The organism is Robiginitalea sp. SC105 (genome assembly GCF_014243345.1).
GTDB lineage: Bacteria > Bacteroidota > Bacteroidia > Flavobacteriales > Flavobacteriaceae > Robiginitalea.
The window spans coordinates 325,462-350,151 of the sequence record NZ_JACLZF010000002.1 but is presented as its reverse complement, the minus strand read 5'-3'; the positions used below and the strand labels follow the sequence as shown (position 1 = coordinate 350,151).

The 24,690-nt window shown below is 52.2% G+C and carries 9 protein-coding genes; 8 read left to right on the top strand and 1 reads right to left on the bottom strand.

The genetic code is table 11. From position 1 onward, the window contains the following. Positions 1-20 precede the first annotated feature (20 nt). The gene (locus tag H7F20_RS10635) at positions 21-347 is read right to left on the bottom strand and encodes a YegP family protein (protein ID WP_185786163.1); all 327 of its coding nucleotides are present in this window, start codon (positions 345-347) and stop codon (positions 21-23) included. Between the two features lie 193 nt (positions 348-540). Here H7F20_RS10635 and H7F20_RS10630 point away from each other — a divergent pair, with 193 nt between their 5' ends. The 8 genes from H7F20_RS10630 to H7F20_RS10595 all read left to right on the top strand — a co-directional run bounded on the left by H7F20_RS10630 (position 541) and on the right by H7F20_RS10595 (position 24,668). Beyond that, positions 541-1,083 (top strand): hypothetical protein, encoded by a 543-nt coding sequence (locus H7F20_RS10630; RefSeq protein WP_185786162.1) that lies wholly within the window; start codon positions 541-543, stop codon positions 1,081-1,083. A 171-nt stretch (positions 1,084-1,254) separates the two neighbouring features. After that, positions 1,255-7,260, top strand: coding sequence for a sensor histidine kinase (locus H7F20_RS15885; protein ID WP_221898819.1), 6,006 nt, complete (start codon positions 1,255-1,257; stop codon positions 7,258-7,260). Further along, positions 7,257-11,987, top strand: coding sequence for an ATP-binding protein (locus tag H7F20_RS10620; protein ID WP_185786161.1), 4,731 nt, complete (start codon positions 7,257-7,259; stop codon positions 11,985-11,987). The genes H7F20_RS15885 and H7F20_RS10620 overlap by 4 nt, the downstream gene beginning before the upstream one ends. 121 nt (positions 11,988-12,108) lie before the next feature. Then, a complete protein-coding gene (locus tag H7F20_RS10615; protein WP_185786160.1) occupies positions 12,109-12,381 on the top strand; it encodes a DUF4242 domain-containing protein in 273 nt (90 codons plus the stop codon). A 32-nt stretch (positions 12,382-12,413) separates the two neighbouring features. Beyond that, positions 12,414-14,426, top strand: a complete 2,013-nt coding sequence (locus H7F20_RS15975) for a sensor histidine kinase (protein ID WP_255444062.1) — start codon at positions 12,414-12,416, stop codon at positions 14,424-14,426. Between the two features lie 324 nt (positions 14,427-14,750). Then, positions 14,751-17,921, top strand: a complete 3,171-nt coding sequence (locus H7F20_RS10605) for a two-component regulator propeller domain-containing protein (protein ID WP_185786159.1) — start codon at positions 14,751-14,753, stop codon at positions 17,919-17,921. Further along, positions 17,918-21,316: a two-component regulator propeller domain-containing protein gene (locus H7F20_RS10600; protein WP_185786158.1), complete on the top strand. Its 3,399-nt coding sequence runs from the start codon at positions 17,918-17,920 to the stop codon at positions 21,314-21,316. Before H7F20_RS10605 ends, H7F20_RS10600 begins: the two co-directional genes overlap by 4 nt. A gap of 292 nt (positions 21,317-21,608) precedes the next feature. Next, positions 21,609-24,668 carry a carboxypeptidase-like regulatory domain-containing protein gene (locus H7F20_RS10595; RefSeq protein WP_185786157.1) on the top strand — a complete coding sequence of 1,020 codons (3,060 nt, stop codon included), beginning with the start codon at positions 21,609-21,611 and terminating at the stop codon, positions 24,666-24,668. Positions 24,669-24,690: the final 22 nt, after the last annotated feature.

The window sequence follows — 24,690 nt, the reverse complement described above, 5'->3', positions numbered from 1 at the left end:
TGGGGCCGACTTATTTTGGTTTATGCCTCTTCAACGGCTGCTCCCGGCGCATTCTTCTTTACGGATTCAATACCGTTTTCCATGGCGCTTTCACTGGAATACATCTGGCTGCTTCCGATAACCTGGCCGTTGGCTGCCTTGAGGTTAAAGTAGGGCTTGCCGCTGCTGGAGGTGGCCCGCTCGTATTTGGAATCGTCCTGAGAGTTCTTCTTTACGGATTCGATCCCATTGTCACAGGCCGATTTGCTATTGTAGGCCTCACTGCTGAGGATTACCTGTCCGTTGCTCGATTTCAGGTTGAACCGGAACTTGCCCGCTTTGTCTGTTTTGACTTCAAATTTTCCCATTATATACAAATTTGTTTGGGTGTAATTTACTAAAAGTTGCAACCAAACTCAATACCCTTTATTCTTTTTGGTAACCCAAAGGCCTGATCTGCGGGAATCGGGTAAACTGATATCTGTCATCATTTATGATCCAGGTCTGTGATATCTTGAGCAAATAAATTCCGGGGAGCCAACCCGGAGGAAGTTCAATCGTATGAAAAAAAACAGCGCTCCGTTCATCGTCTTTGCCTGGCGGCTCATCGCCCTGCATACCATCTCCTATTTTGCAGTTGGCATGCTTGCCCTGTATGCGCTGGATTACCGGGATTTGTTCGCAACAGGGGCTTTGGAGGGCTTTATGAGGCCCACAGACGACCCGGTAACCGCCCTTGGGCCTGGCCTGCAGTTTATTCGCGGGTTGATCTTTGCCATTGTCCTCTGGCCGTTCCGCAAAACCTTCCTGGAAGGCAACTTCGGATGGTTTCGCCTGTGGCTCCTGTTCGTCGGCCTGGGCATCCTGGCAACCTTCGGACCCGCACCCGGCTCGGTCGATGGCATGATATACACTCAGATACCCTGGTACCAGCAATTCATCTTTCTGCCGGAATTACTCCTTCAATCCCTGTTGCTGTCCATCTTCTTGTTTATCTGGTACAAAAAGTCCCACGTGGCCTGGGATATCGTAGCCGCCATCCTCATGTCCCTGGTAATGCTGATGAGCGCGGCGGGTTACCTCTTCCTGAGCCAGAACCCCTGATGGTTGCCAGTCCCAGGCAAACCTTTTCCCGGTTGCGGGGTCATTCCGGAACCGAATAGCATTTGAAGCGGCATTTTTTAGTACCTTCCAAGCACGATCCCAGGGGCGGCTGCAGCATCTGATCTGCAGATCCAGGCAGGCCGGCCCCAGCACCAAACCCAGGGAAATCGTATGGATAACAAAAAAACGCTTTCCGAACTGGCGAAAATCCTTTCCAGGACCGGGGAGCTCCCGGAAGAAAAACGCCGGGAGGTACTCAATGCCCTCCAAACGGCCGCAAGGGAAGCCGAAATAGAAGCGGCACTGGAAAGTGTCCGGGCGCGGTCCATGGCCATGCACAGCTCTGATGAACTCAACGACGTGCTGAAGGTATTCTTCCAGCAGTTCGAAGTGCTGGGCATCAAGCCCGTCACTGCTTTCCTGAGTCTTTTTGACATTGAAAGCAACACCTTTACCTACCGCTCCACCAGCAAGGCCGGCAGCCGCATGCAGACCCAGCAGGTGGTGGACCTGGACTCGCTGGATATCTGGCAGGATCTGGCAGAGAAATGGAAAAACGACAAACAGGATGCCGTAGAAGTAATTTACTACCCCAAGGAGGTGTTGCCTGAATTGTTCCAACTGTTCGAGGAAACCTTTTCCGCCATGCCGGAGAAGGAGCGCATCAGGGCCGAAGACTTCCCCGACGGGGGATATGCGGTCCAGGGCTATTGCAAATTCGGTTATATCGGCTTTAACCACTACCGCCCTCCCACCGAGGAGGAAAAACAGATACTCATCCGCTTTGCCCGGGAGTTCGGCCGCCTGTACCAACGCTTCCTCGATGTCCGAAACGCAGAGGAACAGGCCCGTGAGGCCCAGATCGAGGCCGCCCTGGAGAGGGTTCGTGCGCGCACCATGGCCATGCATCGAAGTAAGGAGCTTGGCGAAGTGGCTGCCGTACTTTTTGAACAGATAAACAGCCTGGGAACGTCCCTGGAACGCCTGAATATTGGAATTGTCAGGGAAGATGAAGGCGTTTTTGAATGGTGGTCAACCGAACAGGGCGGGCAGCAGATCGATCACCTGTTTAAAGGCAGCATTGAAGAACCAACTACCATTTCCAAGGTTTATGCTGCCTGGAAGCAGGGAAAGAAATCACTGGAAATCGACCTGAGCGGCAAAGAATTGCAACAGTGGATCAAATATCTGAAGGAGGAAATCCGGATGCCTTTCAAAGATGAATTGATTAGGGACCGCAGGGTACATACAGGTGCCTTTTTCAAACACGGGGGATTGCTGGTTTCTTCACCGGAACCCCTTTCAACCGAATCGGTAAAACTCCTGGAACGCTTTGGAACCGTTTTTGAACAAACCTATACGCGTTTCCTCGATCTGCAGAAAGCCGAGGCCCAGGCGCGGGAATCCGAGATCCAGCTCGCCCTGGAGCGCATACGGGCCCGCACCATGGCCATGCAGGAATCCACGGAACTGACCGAAGTACTGACCGTCGTCTTCCAGCAGTTGAAACTGCTGGGCGTGGAAACTGTCTGGGCGCACCTTACCCTGCTTGACCTGGAGAACGACCGGTTTACCTACCGGATGACCGGGCGGAACGGCGAGCGCATCATGGCGGAGGAAACGATCGCACTGGATGCTTCGGAGCACTGGGCCCATGTGGCCGAATCCCTGAAAGCGTCCAATCCGGAACCCGTGAACCGGTTTGAAGTCCCACCGGAAGGACTCGATGCGCTCTGGGAACTTTTCGACGGGATTTTTTCAAAGCTCCCGGAAGGGGACCAGGTCTCGCCCAAGGACTTCCCCAATGGATTGTATGCTACTCAGGCCTACTGTAAATTCGGATTTCTCGGGCTCAACCAGACCCGGGAGTCCACCCCGGAAGAGGCGGATATCCTCCTCCGGTTTGCCACGGAATTCGGCAGGGTGTACCAGCGGTTCCTGGATCTGCAACAAGCAGAAGAACGCGCCCGTGAGGCCCAGATCGAAACAGCATTGGAGAGGGTACGAGCGCGATCAATGGCAATGCACCAATCCAGCGAACTCAATGTCATTCTCTCAAAAGTCTTTGAGGAACTCACCTCCCTGGAAATCGAAATGGAGCGGGCTGTAATATGGATTTACCATCCCGAAAACCGATCCGTTCACTGGTGGGCTGCAAATCCCGAGGCAGAAAGCGGTTCGGAGTGTTACTTCATTTCCGACCAGGACGACCCCGTTTACAATGAATACTGGAAAGCCTGGGAGGAAAGAAGAACCAAGGATCTCTACATACTGGAAGGGGAATACAAGGAGAACTGGACTCAAATCCTTTTTAATGATACCGGACTAAAAAGGTTGCCAGAAGTAGTAAAGGCTGCCATGGTCAGGCCCGAAAAGATTTTCCTGTATAATACTTTTAATGATTTCGGAGTCTTATTTATTGCCCGGCTGGAGCCATTACCCGATGAAAAGTTTTCTATTCTGGAACGCTTCGGAAAAGTTTTCAACCAATGCTATACACGGTTTCAGGATATTCAGAAGGCCGAGGCCCAGGCCCGGGAATCGGAAATCCAGCTGGCATTGGAGCGCGTACGGGCCCGGACCATGGCCATGCACCACAGCAAGGAGCTGCTCGAGGTTATTCGCGTTATCGCGGAACAGCTGGAGAAATTGGATATTCGATACAACAATGTCAGCCTGGGTCCGAATATCCTGGAGGGAGGCCTGAAATTCTGGCTTGCAGGCTACAACATGCCCGAGCCCTTCATTATTGACGTTCCCTATATCGACCACCCGGCGCCCAACCGCGTACGGAAAGCTACGAAAGAAGGGATCTCCTTTTTCGCCGATGTGCTGACCAAAGAGGAAAACCGGATTTTTGTCCGGCACATCCTCAAACACACCGATCCTAAATACTACACGGAGGAAATCGAGGAAAAACTGCTTAATGCACCCGGTTATGCCCGGTCTAACTTTATACTTAAAAACATCAACCTCTATGTTGGCAATTACAAGGCCCAACCCTATTCGGTAGAGGAAAACGCCATAATCGGCAGGTTCGCCAGGGTCTTCGAACAGGCGTATACCCGTTTCCTGGACCTGGAGAAAGCAGAAGCACAGGCCCGCGAGGCCGAAATCGAGACTGCCCTTGAACGGGTGAGGGCCAAAACCATGGCCATGCAAAAAACGGAAGACATTGGAGCAACGGTGACTGCATTTTTCGGTGAACTTACCGGCCTGGGTCTCGATAAACACCTGGTTTGCGGAATCAACATTTTGAGTCAGTCCGAACGCGGCCAAATTTGGGCGGCCACCGACGGACATGACTCAGATGAAACTGTTTATCAGGGATTCCTCGACATGTCCCGCCATCCCATGTTAAAGGATATCCACGACTGTTGGGAACGAGGCGAACCTTATAGTTCACATATCCTGGAAGGTTCCGATATCCCGGAATATTACAAAGTACTCAATGCAGCACCGGACTTTACCGTTCAACTCGATACTGAGGATGTCCCGGAAATTGAATACTACTGGTGCGTTAACTTCCGGGATGGTTATTTGTTCAGTATAACGCATTCACCCCTCCCGGAGGAAATTCGGTCCATCCTGGAACGCTTCGCATCGGCCTTCAGCCAAACCTTTACCCGCTATCTGGACCTGCAGAAAGCAGAAGCCCAGGCCCGGGAATCCCAGATCGAGGCGGCCCTTGAGCGGGTCCGTTCCAAAACCATGGCGATGCACAACAGCCAGGACGTCGGGGAGACCGTTACCACGCTGTTCGACGAAGTGACCAGGCTGGGCCTGGACACATCGATCCGGTGTGGTATAGGCATTCTGGAAGGATATGAAGACGAGGAAGGAGGAATGATGGAAACCTGGTCCGCCGCTTCCGCTGAGGAAGGCTCGGTGGACCTGAAGACGGGCATGCTGACCATGAGCATTCATCCCCTGCTCCGGGGGGTTCAGAAAGCCTGGAAGAACCGGGATTCCACCTTTAGTTACGAATTGAAAGGCCCCGACCTGACCCGGTATTATGACCTGCTGAACAAAGAAGAGAGATATCCCCTGTATACGGACCTGGACACCCTGCAGCCTCCCCATTTCCACAACAGCTTCTATTTCCGGGAAGGGATCCTGTTCTCTTTTACCCGCAACCCGCTGACGGCAGAGGCCACCAAAATCCTGGGCAGGTTCGCCAGCCTTTTCGGACAGACCTATCGGAGGTACCTCGACCTGAAAAATGCGGAGAAACTCGCCCGGGAAGCACAGATAGAAACCGCGATGGAGCGGATCCGGAGCCGCGCGCTGGCCATGCGCACTTCCGACGAGATCATGGATGTGATCACCGAATTGAGGCGGCAGATCGATTCCCTGGGGCAGCTGGACCTGGAAGCAAGCGTGGTGCACCTCTACACGGAAGGGGCACCCACCTTCCAGTCAATAGCCGCTGTTCGACCCCCGGGTGAAGCCGGTGAAATCGTACTCGCCAACGTGGAGTTTCCGGTGGATGCCATGGACCCCATCCGGCATATGATCGACATGTATCGCTCAGAACAGGCCGAATACACCATCGAATTTACCAAGGAAATGGCCGAGCAATGGCAGCAGGTCATGCTGGAACACGCCCCGGTGATTGCCGAAAGGCGGGTGGGGTTCGTCGACAACCGGCGCCTTTCCGACCGTTCCGAATACTGGAATTTTGCAGATTTCACAGGGGGCTCCCTGTTGCTGGTCACCCATTCCCCGGCTTCCGGGGATACCCTGGAGGTATTGCGCAAGGCAGCCTACGTTTTTGACCTGGCCTACAGGCGCCACCTGGACCTGATCGAAGCGGAAGCCCGGGAGCAGGAAGCGGTCAAGCAGGCATCCCTGGACAGGGTCCGGGCAGAGATTTCAGGCATGCGGTCTACCTCCGACCTGGAACGCATTACCCCCCTGATCTGGAAGGAACTCACTACGCTTGGCGTCCCGTTTTTCCGCTGTGGGGTTTTTATCATCGACGAAAAAGAGCAGAAAATCCACTCCTACCTCTCCAATCCCCAGGGCGAGTCCCTAGCTGTCTGGCACAGCGATTTCAGCCTGATCCCCCTGTTTGGCGACCTGGTGGAAAACTGGAAAAAACAGGAGATGTACCTGACGGAATGGGACCGGGAGGAATTCCTCAATTTCTCCGGGGTGCTCATGGACCATGGCCTTGTGGATGACCGGAAGCGTTACCAGTCCGGGAAAGATGCCCCGGAACACCTGGTCCTGCAGATGGTGCCCTTTAAACAGGGGATGCTCTATGTGGGGAGTGATACCCACCTGGAGGCCACGCAAATGGAACTGGTCCGGGCACTTGCCCTGGCGTTCTCCGTTGCCTATGCCCGCTATGAGGATTTCAACCAGCTGGAACAGGCCATCGGCGAGCTGAAAGCCACGCAGTCCCAGCTGATCCAATCTGAAAAAATGGCCTCTCTGGGGGAACTCACGGCCGGGATCGCCCATGAGATCAAAAACCCGCTGAATTTTGTGAACAATTTCTCGGAGGTGAGCCGGGAATTACTGGAGGAGCTGATGGAGGAAATACGGAATGGGGACATGGAAGAGGTGGAAGCCCTGACCGGCGACCTGTTGCAGAACCTGGAGAAAATAACCCATCACGGCCGGCGGGCAGACAGCATTGTCAAAGGCATGTTGCAGCACAGCCGGAGCGGGGATGGCAAAAAAGAGCCTACCGACCTGAATGCACTGGCGGATGAATATATGCGGCTTGCCTACCATGGTCTCCGCGCCAAGGACAAATCCTTCAATGCCGCCATCCAGACCGATTTTGACCCAAAGGCTGGTATGCTGGACATGATCCCACAGGACATGGGGCGTGTCCTGTTGAACCTGCTGACCAACGCCTTCTATGCAGTAACGGAAAAAGCACAGAAGGCCGGTACGGATTACAAACCCACCGTTTCCATCCGGACCGCCAGGGATAATGGGCAGGTAACCGTATCCGTAAAAGACAATGGAAGCGGCATCCCGGAAAAGGTCCGGGAAAAGATATTCCAGCCCTTTTTCACCACCAAGCCCACCGGCCAGGGAACGGGCCTGGGATTGAGCCTGAGTTACGACATTGTCACCAAAGGGCATGGGGGAACCCTGCAGGTAGCTTCCGAGGAAGGCAAAGGGACGGAGTTCACCATTAAACTCCCCAGTGCATGAGCACGCGAAAAGTACCCGAAACATTTGAGGGACGGCCGGTCTACGAAGGCATGATCGAAGTCTTTTTTGGCGCCAAACCAGAATCCGACCTGAAGCAAATCCTGCATCCGGCTTTTATGGGTTACGGTACAGCCGCCCATGAGTTTTTTAAAAGCCGGGAGCAGGTGATGGAGATGGTACGGATCCAGGTGGATCAGCTCCGGGATCAGGATTATGAGCGTAGCCGGAAGCCCGTTTTGGAAAAGATGCTGGCAAAAGGTGCGATTTACCTGATCGTTGAGGAATTTGAGCTTTATTTCAAGGCCAATGACCTTAGACTGCTGCTCAGGCTTTCGACAATTCTGGAAAACACGGACAAAAATTGGGTCATCACCCACTTTCATGGATCCACTCCGGACCCGGACATTACAGAAGAAGAGGCCGTTCCCATAGAAGGGCTCAAAAGGAAAAATGAGGAGCTGGAAGCCAAAATCCGGGAACGCACCCGGGACCTGGAGATCGAAGCTTCCCTGGAGCGGATTCGCGCACAGGCCACCGCCATGCAGGAATCCGCCGACCTGCTCGATATTGTGGTGACCATGCGCAGTGAATTTGTGAAACTCGGTCATGAGGCCCACTATTTCTGGCATATGCGCTGGTTGCCAGACCGCTATGACAAGGCTATGACCTCGGGGGACGGGACGCGGATAGGCAATGTGATGGAACTCCCAAGGTACATGCACGGGGACATCCCCGAACTGGCTTCCTGGGAAAAAAGCGATACCCCCACTACCGTATATACCATGGATGCGGAAGCAGCCATCCGATACGTGGACAAGATGGTGGACCTGGGGGACTTCAAGCAGGTGGACCCCCAGGCCCCCTCCCACGACGATATCCGCCACATCGGCGGGCTCACCTTTGTCATGGCCCGGACCACCCACGGGGAGATCGGTTACAGCCTGCCCGGGGAAGTCCCACAGCCGCCGGCGGAAGATTTGCGGACCCTCGTGCGGTTTGCAGGCGTTTTCGACCTGGCCTACCGCCGATTTGAAGACCTCAAGAAAGCGGAACGGCAGAAAAGAGAGGCAGAGATCGAACTGGCCCTGGAACGGGTCAGGGCCGGCATGATGGCGATGCACAAAAGCGATGAGCTCAGGCTGGTCATCAAAACCATTTTTGAACAATTGCAGGAACTGGATTTTGGCGCTGATGCATCTGCGGTAATTATCTACGACGAAAATTATGCCGCTGAGCATTGGTTCTCAGGCTATACCCATGAGACATACCCGAAAAGTTACACCATTCCGTACATTGAAAAGTTTGCTTACAATACCGACCTGGTGGATGCCTGGAAAAAAGGGGTGACTTACCGGGCCTTCCCCATGGAAGGAGCCGAAAAAACCGATTACGGCCACTGGCTGCTGGAGAACACAGACTTCAAAGACCTGCCGGAAGCATTTACCAAACACGCTATTACCCCGGAACGCCTGGTACTGAATGATGCCTTCAACAGATACGGGATGCTGGAGGTTTTAGGCCCGGAGGAGTTGACTCCGGAGAACAAAGATATTCTGATCCGTTTCTCCAAGGTCTTTGAACAGACCTACACCCGCTTCCTGGACTTGCAGAAAGCCGAAGCCCAGGCCCGGGAGGCCCAGGTCGAAACAGCCCTGGAACGGATCCGGGCCCGGTCGATGGCCATGCAAACCAGTGAAGAACTGAAGGAAGTAATTGGGGTTATTTTTGAACAGCTGGCGCTATTGAAAATCCAGGCAGATCACGCCGGTATTGTGGTAGATTACAGCCCCGGGCAGGATTGGAATTTCTGGGTCGCCGACAACCAGGATATCCCGTCCAGGATCACCGTCCCCTACCTGGATTTGCCCTGGGACCGTCAATTCAGGGAGGCAAAGGAAAACGGATCGGATTTCTTCACCACAAAGTTGAACTTTGAAGAAAAGAACAGCTTTTACAAGAAGCTGTTACCGCATATCCCCGGGCTCACCAGAGAAGCCACCGATTTTTATTTCAGTTGCCCCGGCCTGGCCGCTTCTACCGTATTACAAGAGGATGTTGCCCTCTATATCGAGAACTTTTCCGGAACTCCCTATTCTGAGGAGGACAACAGCATTATCAAACGTTTCGGGAAGGTATTCCAGCAAACCTACACCCGCTTCCTGGACCTGAAGAAAGCCGAGGCCCAGGCCCGGGAGGCACAAATCGAGACTGCCCTTGAACGGGTGAGGGCCAAAACCATGGCCATGCAAAAAACGGAAGACATCGGAGCAACGGTGGCTGCATTTTTCAAAGAACTGACCGGCCTGGGGCTCGATAAACACCTGGTTTGCGGAATCAACATTTTGAGTCAGTCCGAACGCGGTGAACTCTGGGCGGCCGCCGACGGACATGACACAGATGAAACTTTGTATCAGGGATTCCTCGACATGTCCAGCCATCCCCTGTTAAAGCATGGCCGCGACTGTTGGGAACGAGGCGAACCCAATAGTTTATATATCCTGGAAGGTTCTGATATCCCGGAATATTACAAAGTCCTCAATGCAGCACCGGATTTCCCCGTGCAAATCGATACTGAGGATTTCCCGGAAATTGAATACTACTGGAACGTTCACTTCCGGGATGGTTATCTGTTCAGTATAACGCAATCACCCCTCCCGGAGGAAATTCGGTCCGTCCTGGAACGCTTCGCATCGGCCTTCAGCCAAACCTTTACCCGCTATCTGGACCTGCAGAAAGCAGAAGCCCAGGCCCGGGAAGCGCAGATCGAAGCAGCCCTGGAAAAAGTAAGGTCACGCACCATGGCCATGCAGCACAGTGACGAACTTCCGGAGGCGGCCAATGTCCTGTTCCTTGAAGTCCAGGCCCTGGGTATCCCGGCCTGGAGCTGCGGGTATAATATTCAGGCTGCGGATAATAAGACGGCGGCCTGCATCATGAGCAGTGAGGGAACCATGCAAAGCCCATTTACCCTGCGCCTGTGGGGCGAATCTTCCTTTGATGAGATGGGGGAGTTCGTAAGGGGAAATGAAACATTCCTTGTCCAGGAATTGGGGGGGCAGGCAATCCAGGATCATTATGATCACATGAAATCCTTCCCGGACCTGGCTCCCACTTTTGCAGCTCTGGAAGATGAAGGACTGGAACTCCCCTCCTACCAAATCAACCACCTCTGTAAGTTCTCCCATGGCTTCCTTTTATTTATAACTTATGAAAAAGTACCGGGGGCGCATGAAATCTTTAACCGATTCACAACTGTCTTTGATCAGACCTACACCCGATTCCTGGACCTGAAGAACATGGAAGCCCAGGCGCGGGAATCCAAGATCGAAACCGCTCTGGAGCGGGTCCGGGCCCGGGCCCTCGCGATGCAGGAACCAGAGGAGCTGAAGGAGGTGGTGCAGGTGCTGCGCAGGGAAATGGGCCTGCTGGGTGTGGAGGAACTCGAGACTTCCAGCATATTTATCAACGATGGCGAAATGCAGAAAGCCGAATGCTGGTTTGCCATCAGGGACCTTCGGGAGGAGCAAAAGGGAATGGTTACAGATTCCATTTCCATGGACCTGGAAGACACCTGGGTGGGGAATGAAATACTTAAATTTTTTATATCCTGTGAAGACCAGGTTTCAATCCTGATGAAAGGGGAGGCACGGAAAGAATGGATATCCTACGCCGAAGCACGTTCAAAGGCATTCCGGGGTTACTATGGTGAAGTTATCCCGGACCGGACCTACCACCTTTATAAATTCTCACATGGGGCTATTGGGGCAGCCACCCAGGGCGATCTGTCCAAAGAAAGCTGGGGGCTGCTCCGGCGCACAGCCTCTGTTTTTACCCTGGCCTATTCCCGGTTTAAGGACCTCACCCAGGCCCGCCTGGACCTGCAGAAGCTGAAGGAAGAAAAAAAACGTGCCGAGGACGCACTTTCCGAGTTGCAACTCACCCAGAAACAACTGATCCACTCCGAAAAAATGGCCTCCCTGGGGGAGCTAACTGCCGGCATTGCGCATGAAATCCAGAACCCGCTCAACTTTGTCAACAACTTCTCGGAGGTGAGTAATGAATTGCTGGCAGAGATGCAGGAGGAATTCGAAAAAGGGGATGTGGACGAGGCAAAGGCCATTATGGAGGACCTGATGCAGAACCTGGAAAAGATCGCCCACCATGGCAGGCGGGCCGAGGGGATTGTAAAAGGCATGCTACAGCACAGCCGCAGCGGTGACAGCACAAAAGAACCCACCGACCTCAACAAACTCGCCGATGAATACCTTCGCCTGGCCTACCACGGGCTGCGGGCCAAAGACAAGTCGTTCAACGCTTCCATGGAAACCGATTTTGACCCGGACCTGCCCCGGGCCAGCGTCATCCCACAGGACATCGGCCGGGTGCTGCTCAACCTGCTCACCAACGCCTTCCACGCCGTCCAGGAACGTCAGAAACAAGTGGAAGCAGGCTATCAGCCCACAGTTACGGTCAGCACCAAAAAGACCAATGCCGGGGTTGAAATCCGGGTAACCGACAACGGGGGTGGTATCCCGGAAGGCATCCGGGAGAAGATTTTCCAGCCCTTCTTTACCACCAGGCCCACCGGGGAGGGTACCGGGCTGGGACTTTCCATGAGCTATGATATCGTGACCAAGGGACATGGGGGAAATCTGGAGGCCCAAAGTAAACCGGGGCAGGGAAGTACATTCACCATCTTTCTGCCGATGAGTGGGTTACAGGGATAATCACGGTCTGAAAATCGCTAATGAAAATACCAAAATGATGTGCCCACCCGTTTACCGATCACTGCAGCAAATACAATTATGCCTATCTTAGAAGTGCGTTTATATTTAATTCAGACAACCTATGCCAAAGTTTATTATTGAACGCGAAATTCCCAACGTCGGATCCTTCTCCCCCGAGGAGCTGAAACAAGCCTCCAAAACCTCAAATGAAATACTTTGTAGATTGGGTACGGATATCCAATGGATCCACAGCTATGTCGCCGGGGATAAAATGTACTGCATCTACATGGCCCCAAGTGAAGAGCTTATCCGCGAACATGCCAAACTCGGGGGCTTTCCGGCCAACAAGATCACCCGGATAGGCAGTATCATCGATCCTGCAACAGGTGAGTAACCCTGGGATCGCCAAAGGCTCATAAGCAAACCATGGGGAAAAATAAGGCTGACAAACTTGAGCAAAAAATAGCGTCCCTGCAAAGGGAAGCCAACGAGTACAAGGCGCAGCTAGATCAATTGAGCCGGGATCTGGCTATTGAAACCATCCTGAGGAAAGCCAGCTCAAACGCCATTTCCATCCAGGGCAGTTCGGGTTTATCGGACACCTCGTTGTTATTTTTTCATAACCTGAAAGAACTCGGGATTCAAGCCATCCGTTGCGGGGTAGGCATATTCGACGAGGAAAACGATGCTATTGAGCTCTGGCTTACCACAACTTCTGAAACGGATGGCCTCAAGCGAATATTTGATTACATCAGCTTACACATTCACCCCGTTTATGAAAAAATCATACCTGCCCGGAAAAACCGGGACCCCTATATGCGTACCATTCTCAATGGGGAAGAAGTGCGTGAATTCTACCAGTCCACCTCCATTTACCTCTCTCAGTCTCGGGAACAGGTATATAGCCCGGCGGAATATATTTACTGGTTCTTTTTCCCAAAAGGATCCCTCTACCTGACAACACCTGAAGCATTGTCAGAAGAGGATTGTAACATCCTGATCCGTCTAGCGGGAGTATTTGGCCAAATTTACATGCGCTTTCAGGACCTTCAGAACCTGAGAGCGCATACGCGACAGGCCAGACAACAATCGGCCCTCAACGGCATTCGGGCGGAGATCGCATCCATGCATACTGCGGATGACCTGAACCAGATCACCCCCATGCTCTGGAATGTGCTGACGCACCTGAACGTTCCTTTTGTTCGCTGCGGATTATTCATTATAGACCAGGAGGTACAAATCGTTAATGCCTACCTGTCAACGCCTAATTCAGAAACCATCGGGATGCTCAGCCTCCCCTTTGACGAATCGGAAATTATACGTGACATGGTATCCCACTGGAGGGATGAAAAGATCTTCAGAGAACAATGGGATCGTCAGGAGTTTGAGCAATGGGTGAAGTCACTGGTTGACAAGGGGTATATTCAGGGGATGTCGGAATTCATGGGTAAGGACACATACTTTGACATGCTCCACCTGCAATTTGTTCCATTTGCCCAGGGAATGTTATATGTAGGGAGTCGTGAATCCATGAGTTTCCAGGATATTGAGCTTGCCCAATCCCTGGCCGAGTCGTTCTCTGTGGCCTATGCGCGGCATCTGGATTTCAAGCAACTGGACGAGGCGAAACAAAAATTGGAGAAGGCATTCGGGGAATTGAAGGCTACCCAGAAACAACTGATCCATTCCGAAAAAATGGCCTCCCTGGGGGAACTGACCGCCGGCATTGCCCACGAGATACAAAACCCGCTCAACTTTGTAAACAACTTCTCCGAAGTAAGCAATGAATTGCTGGCGGAGATGCGGGAGGAATTCGAAAAAGGGAACGTGGACGAGGCAAAGGCCATTCTGGAGGACCTGATGCAGAACCTCAAAAAGATTGCCCACCACGGCAAGCGGGCCGACGGCATCGTAAAGGGCATGCTGCAGCACAGCCGCAACAACGATGGGAAAAAGGAGCCCACCGACCTGAACAAGCTGGCGGACGAATACCTGCGCCTGGCCTACCACGGGCTCCGTGCCAAGGACAAATCGTTCAACGCTTCCATGGAAACCGATTTTGATCCGGACCTACCCGAGGTAAGCGTAATTCCGCAGGATATTGGCCGGGTGCTGCTCAATTTGCTGACCAACGCCTTCCATGCTGTCAATGAAAAGCAAAAGGAGGCCCCCGGCCACTATGAACCCATGGTTACCGTTAGTACCCGAAGGGCGAAAGGCGGGGTTGAGATCCGGGTCACTGACAATGGGGCTGGCATCCCTGAAAACATCCGGGACAAGATCTTCCAGCCGTTCTTTACCACCAGGCCCACCGGGGAGGGTACCGGGCTGGGGCTTTCCATGAGTTACGATATTGTGACCAAGGGGCATGGGGGATCAATCAGGGTTCATTCGAAACCTGGTGAAGGTTCCGAGTTTATTATTATCTTAAGTATCTAATTACAGGGACCTTACTTTCTGTTCCCAAATATCGCAACGGGTAAATATTGGCCTGCATCCAACTGCAGAGCACCATATAGATCAAAAAGGTTGAAAAAGGCTTTTCCTTTATATCGGTTTAGGCTTCTGGTGCTTCTTGCTGGTTTTCTGGCACTAGGCTGTGCTTTTGTTACAGGCCAGTCGCAGAAAATAAGCTTCGAGGAAATTAGGACTCCCAGCGGAAATTCTTTTGGAAAGATTAATGCCATTGCAAAGGATAAACAGGGATTCCTGTGGTTTTCGGATCAGTCCAACCGCGCCATTGTCCGGTATGATGGCAGCTCCATGGAATTCTTCCGGCACGACCCGCAAGACAAGAATTCCCTGGGAGGTCCCTACCCGGAAACCTTTTTTGTTGAAGATTCCGGTATTATCTGGATTGGTTTTTACGGGCAGGGCCTTGACCGGTTCGACCCCCGGACAAACACGTTTACCCATTACCGTCACGACCCTGAGGAGGCAAACAGCCTTACAAACGATAATGTATGGGCCATACTTGAAGACCACCTTGACAACCTGTGGGTAGCCACTGAAAATGGGCTGGATTTGCTGGATCGGGAAACCGGTGCCTTCCGGCATTTCAAACACATCGAAGGCGACTCCAGTAGCCTGAGCTGCAACAATGTACGTTCATTATACGAAGACCGGTCCGGGACGCTCTGGGTTGGCACAGGGATGGCCTATAACAATATTCCGGAAGGCGGACTGAACCGGCTGAACAGGGAATCCGGAACGTTTACCCGCTTCATGCACGACCCGGAGGATCCGACCTCCCTTATCAGCAACAAGGTCAGGGCCATCCTCGAGGACAGCCAGGGCAATTTCTGGGTTGGGACCGATGGGGACGGCCTGCACACCATGGACCGCGAAACCGGCACCTTTACCCGACATACCTACGACCCGGATCATCCCGAAAAATTGAGCCGTCCGCCCGATACCGGAGAGCCATTCACCCATATTACCTTTCTGACCGAAGATGCAGAAGGACACATCTGGGTCGGTACGGAACACAGCGGCATCAACCGCTATGATCCGAAAACCGACACTTTTACATTTTTCGGCGATTCCCCTACAGTGCCGGAAACGGTGTTATACAATGAAAGCTGGAAGGCATATACCGAGAGTAATTCGGGCTGGTGTGCTCTGGCTACCCAGGAAGGGCATATTTGGTTGAGCACCCAACAACAACCGAAATTCTTCAAAGTCGATCTTTTCAGCAATGAGATCCCGCTAAAAGGAAATATTTGGATGAAGAATTTCTATGAGGAAAACCGTTCCATACTTTGGAAGGGTGGTTGGAGTGGACTTATCCGGGAAGATCTTGATAAGGGTACGGTTAAGGCCTACCGGCACAATGCGGACGATGCTGGTAGTATCAGCAGCAATCAGATCAATTTCATTACAAAAGATCGTCTCAATAAGCTTTGGATAGCTACGAATAATGGCCTGAACACATTCGAGCCGGTCACCGAATATTTTATGAAGTATTTGCCGGAGCCAGATGATCCTGAGAGCCTGAGCGACCCCAGGGTTAACCATATTTATGAGGACAGTGGCAACAACCTGTGGGTCGGGACCTCTGGTGGACTGAATCTTCTGGACAGGAATTCCGGGCGATTCAGAGTGTTTCGTAGTAATACGACTGACGTCAGTTCAATTTCCAGTGACATCATCACTGTAATCGGGGAAGACGCGCAACAGAATCTCTGGATCGGAACGATGGAAGACGGAGCAGGTGTGAACAGGTATATACCGGCAAGCGGTACGTTTAAAAGGTATCTTCCCGGGCTGGCGGTGCTTAGCCTACTTCTCGATGAGAATGGAATATTCTGGGCTGGTACGGCAATTGGCTTGTATCGCTATGACCCGGAAACGGACCAATTTGTGGATACAGGCATTTCCTCGGATATAACCCTGGTAATCGATGATACTGAAAACAACCTCTGGATCTACAATTCGAGAGGCATCATGCGATATGATCCTGAGACTGGCAGCACCCTTGTTTATGGTGAGAAAAACGGGGTAAGGGGGATTTTGCAACTGTCCTTGTACAGCTTCCCCTATCGCAAAAAGGACGGAACGATTCTTTTTGGCGCGGAGGGGGGCTATTACGCCTTCAACCCGGATGACCTATGGGTTTCCCGGGATACCTCCTTATTGTACGTTACAGACTTCCGGATAAACGGAAATTCAGGATTCCTGGAAACCAACTTTAACCTGGAGGACTGGAATGCGGAGGATGAAGCTATTGAGCTGAATTATTCCCAGAATGTTTTCTCCATCTTGTTTGCGGCGATCGATTTTCGGAATTCGGGGCAAAACCAACTCCTGTACATGCTGGAAAATTATGATTTGGGATGGCTGGAAGGCAAAGCCGGGACCCCGGCAAATTATTTCAAGGTGCCACCCGGCGAATACACCTTCCGGTTGAAGGCGTTAAACGGCAGTAGCGGTATATGGTCTGAAAAGGCATTTCCAATGGTCATCCTACCCCCCTGGTGGGGCACATGGTGGGCTTATTGTCTGTATGCCCTGCTGTTGGCACTGGGAGTTTGGCTGATTCACAACTACCAGAAGGAGCGTGTCTTGCGGGAGGAGCGACAGAAAGCCCAGAAAAAGGAACTGGAACATGCAAGGGAAATCGAACAAGCCTACAATAAACTCCAGGCCGCCCAAACCCAGTTGATCCATTCCGAAAAAATGGCCTCTCTCGGGGAACTTACCGCCGGCATCGCCCACGAAATCCAAAATCCGCTGAACTTCGTGAACAACTTCTCCGAAGTGAACCGGGAATTACTTGGGGAATTGATGCAGGAGGTCAAGAAGGGCGATAAAAAGGAGGCCGATGCAATCGCAAAAGACCTCTTCCAGAACCTCGAGAAAATCGAACACCACGGCAAACGAGCCGAGGGGATCGTAAAAGGCATGCTGCAGCACAGCCGCAGCTCGGAAAGCAAAAAGGAGCCCACCGACCTGAACAAACTGGCCGACGAATATTTGCGTTTGGCCTACCACGGGCTCCGCGCCAAGGACAAGTCCTTCAACGCCATCATGGAAACGGATTTTGATCCGGGCCTGCCTGAGATCAGCGTCATCCCACAGGACATCGGCCGGGTGCTGCTCAACCTGCTGACCAATGCCTTCCACGCCGTTCAGGAGCGTCAAAAACAAGGGGAAGCGGGTTACGAGCCCACCGTTGCCATGAGTACACGCAGAACCCCGGATGGCGTTGAAATCCGGGTCACCGACAACGGGGGTGGTATCCCGGAAGGCATACGGGAGAAGATTTTCCAGCCCTTCTTTACCACCAAGCCCACCGGGGAGGGTACTGGGCTGGGGCTCTCCATGAGTTACGATATCGTGACCAAGGGGCACGGAGGTGCCCTTACCTTTTCGAATTGCGAAACCGGCGGCACCGAATTCCTCTTACATTTACCGAAATCCCTCATATCATGAGGCCGCAAGGATTATCCCATAACTTCCGGTATTTGTCCATATGGCTGATCGCGCTCATTCCCGGCCTTCAGGATAGCCTTGTTCATAGCCAGGAGGCGGTGCCAGAATTCAAGTTTATTCCGGGGGTGGAGGAATATTCCTTTGGGAAGATCAATGCCATTACCCAGGATAGCAACGGGTTCCTTTGGTTTTCCGATCAGGCCAACCGCTGTGTTTTCAGGTATGACGGCAGCATAGTGACCAAATTCCCCTATGAACCCGACAACCCCAATTCCCTGGGGGGCCATTATCCCGAATCCCTGGCAGCCGGTGAGGACGGAGTGGTCTGGATCGGATACGGCGACCCCGGGGGGCTGGATCGGTTTGACCCGCTTACCGAAACGTTCACCCATTACAAGCACATCCCGGATGAGCCACAAAGCATTATCAGCAATACGGTTGTCGTACTCCTGCCGGACCGGCAGGGAAGGCTATGGCTGGGGACTACTGAGGGACTCGACCGGCTGGACCCGGTTACGGGAGACATTGCACATTTCCGCCACGATCCGGACGATAGTACATCCCTGAGCAGCAATCTTGTACGCTCCCTTTATGAAGACCAGGAAGGGACGATCTGGATTGGAACAGGGGTCCCCTGGGACCCGGATGAGAAAAACGGGGGGATGAACCGCTATGACCCCGGGACAAATTCCTTTACCCGATTCCTGCATGATCCGGAGGATGACAAGAGCCTTCTGGGCAATAAGGTGCGAGCAATTTATGAAGACAGCCGTGGGAATTTCTGGGTGGGCACAAACAATAACGGCCTCCATTTGATGGACCGGACCAATGGAACTTTTAAGCGCTACACCGCCAATGCAGAATCTGAAAGCAAATTGCAAATACCCGCCCCGGAAAACCTTATGGACCATATTACCTTTATCAAGGAAGACCACAGGGGATTCCTTTGGTTTGGCACCTTTAGTGACGGCATTGTCCGCTGGGATCCCCGGTCGGAAACCATGTCCCGGATTGGTGCAGATACTCAGCCCTCAGGAGATTACGATGAGAACTCCACATGGTGGGCCCATGTTTCTGAAGATGGCTTGCTTTGGGTTGCCACGGAGGAAAGCAAGCTATACAAGGCAGATCCGGAACGACCCCGGATCAGCGAGGCGCTTGTTGATGATCAGGTGGCATGTGTTTTCGAGCGGGGCTCTGAAGAACTATGGATAGGGACGGAGGAAAATGGCCTGATACTGAAGAACCCGGCCACGGGAGCAACCAAAAGATACCAGCATATCCCGTCAGACCCCTGGAGCCTTACGGACAACCGGATTACCAACATCTACAAGGACAAGGAAAATACCCTTTGGATCGGTACGCGAAACGGGTTGAACCGATACAACGAAGACGAGGATGGTTTTGCAAGGTTCGGGAATTTCGCTGAAGGGCCGGATGGAACAGTTGAAACCATCATTTCCGATATTTATGAGGACCAAGGTGGAGCTTTATGGATTGGCACCAACATGGGCCTGTTCCATATGGACCGGCAACGGCAGGCCCCGGTTTACCGGGAGCTTACCCCAACCGGGGAGCGGCAGGCTATCACGAATATCGCAGCCGACGATTCCGGCAGGTTATTCGTATCCACCACCAATCATGTTTTTAAATTAAACAGCGCTACGGATCAGTTTGAAATTGTATCGGACCAGGCGATTCCCAGTTTCAACGATATGCATATGGATATTGAAGACCGGCTGTGGATAGCCAGCAACAACGGGGTATGGCATAGCCCTCCGCCATGGGACACCATCATCCCTTTCAGGTTGGAAAGGACAGGGGAATACCTGGGGGGATTTTCCTTTTCCATCGCAGCCGATACATCCGACAACCTCTGGATTGGGACTGCTACGGGAATCGTAAAAGTGGATTCCGCAAGGGACAATATTGAAAAATTTGGCGCCGGGAATGGCGTCCTTGTAGACCAAAACCCCTATCTAACAAGTGCCTATGCCGGAAGTGAGGGGAGTATATACTTTGCCAGCAGCCCGCGGGGCTACTATTATTTCGATCCGACTACCTTTAAGAACCCGATAGAGAAACCGCGATTGTACCTGCACAGACTAAAGGTGAACAACCAGCCGGTTTTCCCTTCTGCGGAGAGTAAAATTGCAACCTCCCTGGATGCGTCGGGCACGATCCGCCTGGACTATAGCCAAAACACTTTTAGTATTACCCTGGCCGCCATCGAATTCAGAGGTGCCTTCAAAAAAAAGATCCTTTACAGGTTGGAGGGTTTCGATGAGTTCTGGCAGGAATCCCTTTCAGGCCAACAGGTCAACTATGTAAAGGTCCCCCCGGGCAACTACAAATTCATCTACAAGGCCCCTGTGCTCAACAGCAGTGAATGGGTAGAAAAAAGCATTGATATCCGGGTTGCAAACCCCTGGTGGGCCACCTGGTGGGCCTATGGCCTGTATGCCATCCTTTTGATCCTGAGCGCATGGTTGATATACAGGTATCAAAAGGAACGCGTATTGCGCCTGGAACGCGAAAAGTCCCAGCAGAAAGAACTTGCGCAAGCCCGGGAAATTGAAAAGGCCTATTCCAAACTCGAAGTGGCACACTCCAATCTGAAATCCGCCCAGTCCCAGCTCATCCATTCCGAAAAAATGGCCTCACTCGGCGAACTGACCGCCGGGATTGCGCACGAAATTCAGAACCCGCTCAACTTTGTCAACAATTTCTCTGAGGTTAGCCGGGAACTCCTGGAAGAAATGAGGGATGAGCTGAAAAAAGGGGATACGGAAGAAGCTGACTATATCGCAAAAGACCTCGTCCAGAACATGGAAAAGATCGTCCACCATGGCCAGCGGGCGGGCAGTATTGTCAGGGGCATGTTGCAGCACAGCCGCAGCAGCAATGGCAAGAAGGAATCCACCGACCTGAATAAACTGGCAGACAAATATTTGCGAATGGCCTACCACGGATTGCGGGCTAAGGATCAGTCATTCAACGCCACCCTTGAAACGGATTTCGATCCGGACCTGCCCCAGGTTAGTGTCATCCCCCAGGACGTCGGAAGGGTGCTGCTCAACCTGCTCACCAATGCTTTTCATGCCGTCAACGAAAAGAAAAAGGATGCACCTGAGGGCTATGGCCCCATGGTTATCGTCAGAACCCGTCGAACCAAAGAAGGCGTTGAAATCCAGGTAACCGACAACGGCCTCGGCATTCCGGATAAAATCAGGGACAAGATCTTCCAGCCATTCTTTACCACCAAACCTACCGGTGAGGGCACCGGGCTTGGGCTTTCCCTGAGTTATGACATTATAAAAGCCCATGGGGGGGAGTTATCCGTAACGAGTAAAATCGGTGAGGGTGCAACTTTTACATTTATGTTGCCCGGCTAGTTTCCCGGTATCCCCGGAACCGTTGACCCCCGCGATTGAGATTTTATGCCCAAACCGCATTCCCCGCGGGAATTTACCTGAAGGTGATTTTTTTAATATCTTAGAGATGAGCGTTTAAGCGCGTTATGCATGCGCCAGATAACCTCCATGCTTAATTCAACTATATACTCAAACCCTTTAGACGCCAATGAGTAGGATCTGAATATGCAGGCACAATTGCATTAAGAAATAATAAATTGATCCCTTGAATTGTAAAACCGGACATTTATGTCTAATAACCAAAGTGCTTTTTATGGTAGCACTGGTTATTGGTTCGAGTAGGGTTGCTGCCCAGGAATTTTCCGTTTCCGGTACCGTTTCAGATAACAATGGCCCGCTGATGGGAGCCGCTGTTGTGGAGAAAGGAACCACCAACGGGACACAAACCGATTTCGAGGGGCATTTTTCACTGGAGATATCCGGTTCAAATGCGAGCCTGGAAATTTCTTATGTGGGTTATGCGATTAAAGAAGTTCCGGTTAATGGACAAACCACACTGAATATCACACTGGAGGTATCCGACACCTATCTCGATGAAGTGATCGTCATCGGGTATGGAACCACAACCGAAGCGGATGCCACAGGTGCCCTTGTTGCGGTGAAGGAGGAGCAGTTCAACAGGGGTGTCATCAATTCGCCGGAACAACTGATTCAGGGCAAAGCTGCCGGGGTACAGATAACAGTGTCCAGCGGAGAGCCCGGAGCGGGGATCCAAACCCGTATCAGGGGCAGTAATTCGATACGATCAGGCAACAATCCTTTATTTGTTGTAGACGGGATCCCCCTGGATGGGGGGGCGACCGCCACATTCGATTCCGACAGGCCTCCCAGGAACCCCCTGAATTTTCTTAACCCCTCGGAAATTGAAAGTATCAGCATCCTGAAGGATGCTTCCGCCACCGCTATTTACGGTTCCCGAAGCGCCAATGGAGTGGTCATCATAACTACAAAAAGCGGAAAGTCAGGCGGTCAGGGCGTTTTTGAATTTTCCTCCGCGGTAAGTATAGCCACTGCTGCCAGTAAATTTGACCTTTTGAACCGGGAGGAATACCTGGCAGGTATTTCACGATTGGGTGGTGATGCGGAGGCACGGGATTTCGGCGGTGATACGGACTGGCAGGAATTTGTTACGAGGACGAGCATTTCTGAAAACCTGAATCTTTCCTGGTCCAAAAATTATGGGAGCGGAAATTTTTTCGCTTCCATCGGTTACCAGGATCAGTACGGTATTATTAAAAAATCCTCCCTGAAACGGATCAACGGAAGGTTCAACTGGTCCCAACGGTTTTTCAGGGACAGGCTGGAACTCGGTTTCCGAGGGACACTTACCGAGGTAAAGGACGAGGCCTTTTCCCCTGAAGAAGCATTTTTTGTAGCCTACAGGGCCAACCCGACCATTCCTGCAAGCCTCGATTTTAATTCCCAGAACATCCTCACCCCTTCGGAAGTTTTGGAATATCAGCAGGTCAGCGGTTCAACAAAAAGAAGCTTGCTTAATGTATCCGTGGCATATGATCTTACTCCGGAAATTTCCACAAAGATTGTCGTGGGGTATGACGACTCCCGCTCCACGACTAACATTTTAAACAGTGGGGAGAACGCAGATGACTTTTTGGGAAGTGACACAGGAAAACTTTTCAATATTGAAAAGGCAAGCCGGTTACTGGAGGCCACCGTTACCTACGAGAAGGATTTTGAAAACCATTCGTTGGATGCCCTTGTGGGGTATGCCTACCAAAGTTTCAGGACGTCCGGCAGGAATTCCACCGGCCGGGGTTTCGAATCCTCAAGTCTGAAAGCTATGGGCAATGAACTTAGAAATACGGTCAGGGACGCTGCCGAATCTGTTGGAGGGTCATTCCAGCAATTTTTTTACGGCAGCAACTGGGAAACGCTGAAGGTTAACAGGCTTTTTCCCGATGTGGTGGCGGGCCAGGAGGTCCCCTTTCGGTTCTCCCGGCGGTTACAGGCCGTAACAGCAGATTATTACAACTTCACAGATGAACTGCAATCCTTTTTTGGCAGGGTTAACTACTCCATCGCCGGAAAATACTTTTTAACCGCCACCCTGCGGGCCGACGGATCTTCCAGGTTTGGCCCGGAAAACCAGTACGGGTTCTTCCCTTCAGGTGCCTTCGCATGGCAGATCGGGGATGAAGATTTTATAGGTAATCGCATCTCCACCCTGAAACTAAGGATTAGCGCCGGCCTCATCGGCAACCAGGAGGGTATTGGTTATGGAAACTTCGTAGCCCGGCAGCGTTTTTCGGATCTCGAAATAAACCTCGACGGCTCAGTAAACCAGAATGGCCTGTCCATCGTCGCCACGGACGTTCCAGACCTCAGATGGGAAACTACGCTGGATGTCAACATTGGTATCGACTGGGGCTTGAACCTGGACCGGCTGGAGGGAAGCATCAATGTCTACCGCAGAAGGACCACGGACCTGCTATTGCAGACACCTCCGGCTGCACCCTCCACCAACCCTTTCCAGTTTGGGAACGTGGATGCTCTGGTAATCAACAAGGGGATAGAATTCTCCTTTTTCTATGACCTTGTTCAAAGTGTGGACACGGGCCTGTGGATTTCATTAAACGCTTCGTATAACCACAACGAAATCCAGGATTTCCGTGGGGCGATAAATACGGGGGCTATCAATGGCCCCGGTGTTACCGGATCCTTTGCCCAGCGCTTTGAATCCGGGCGCTCCCTGGCTTCCTTTTATATGGCAGAATTCACCGGATTCGATTCTGCGGGCAATCCTACATACCGGGATATAGACGGCAACGGCATCGGCAATCCCGACGTAGACAAATTCTTTGTGGGCGAAGACGGCCTGCCGGATATCACTTCGGGATTATCATTGAACTTACGGCACAAGAATTGGAGCTTCTCGGCCTTTTTCAATGCCCAATTCGGATTCTCGGTCTACAACAACACCGCCAATGCCTTCTTCAACACCGGGCAATTGTCCACGTCTCAGAACGTTACAAGGGATGTGCTTGCAAGCAGCGAGAACCCTGCTTCCACCGCCGTGGTATCCACTCGTTTTCTGGAAAAGGGCGATTTTGTCCGTTTCCAGAACGCAACCGTCTCATACAAGGTACCGCTTGGCAATACCGGAACACTTGAAAGTCTTATTTTAAATATAACCGGGCAAAACCTGTTTCTGATTACAGGGTATAGCGGCCTGGATCCTGAGATTAATACGAACGGTGCCAATTTTCTCAATGGTATCCCCACAGCAGGTTTGGACTACCTGGCTTACCCGAGGCCCCGTACAATAACCTTGGGTGTAACGGCAAAGTTTTAATAAGCCATGGAAAGGAACCTGT

What these genes read in the sequence shown, in the direction of transcription:
- H7F20_RS10620 (WP_185786161.1), top strand. Translation starts at nt 7,257, where the DNA reads ATGAGCACGCGAAAAGTACCCGAAACATTTGAGGGACGGCCGGTCTAC.
- H7F20_RS10600 (WP_185786158.1), top strand. Translation starts at nt 17,918, where the DNA reads ATGAGGCCGCAAGGATTATCCCATAACTTCCGGTATTTGTCCATATGG.
- H7F20_RS10635 (WP_185786163.1), bottom strand. Translation starts at nt 347, where the DNA reads ATGGGAAAATTTGAAGTCAAAACAGACAAAGCGGGCAAGTTCCGGTTC.
- H7F20_RS10595 (WP_185786157.1), top strand. Translation starts at nt 21,609, where the DNA reads ATGGTAGCACTGGTTATTGGTTCGAGTAGGGTTGCTGCCCAGGAATTT.
- H7F20_RS10630 (WP_185786162.1), top strand. Translation starts at nt 541, where the DNA reads ATGAAAAAAAACAGCGCTCCGTTCATCGTCTTTGCCTGGCGGCTCATC.
- H7F20_RS10605 (WP_185786159.1), top strand. Translation starts at nt 14,751, where the DNA reads ATGGAATTCTTCCGGCACGACCCGCAAGACAAGAATTCCCTGGGAGGT.
- H7F20_RS10615 (WP_185786160.1), top strand. Translation starts at nt 12,109, where the DNA reads ATGCCAAAGTTTATTATTGAACGCGAAATTCCCAACGTCGGATCCTTC.
- H7F20_RS15975 (WP_255444062.1), top strand. Translation starts at nt 12,414, where the DNA reads ATGGGGAAAAATAAGGCTGACAAACTTGAGCAAAAAATAGCGTCCCTG.
- H7F20_RS15885 (WP_221898819.1), top strand. Translation starts at nt 1,255, where the DNA reads ATGGATAACAAAAAAACGCTTTCCGAACTGGCGAAAATCCTTTCCAGG.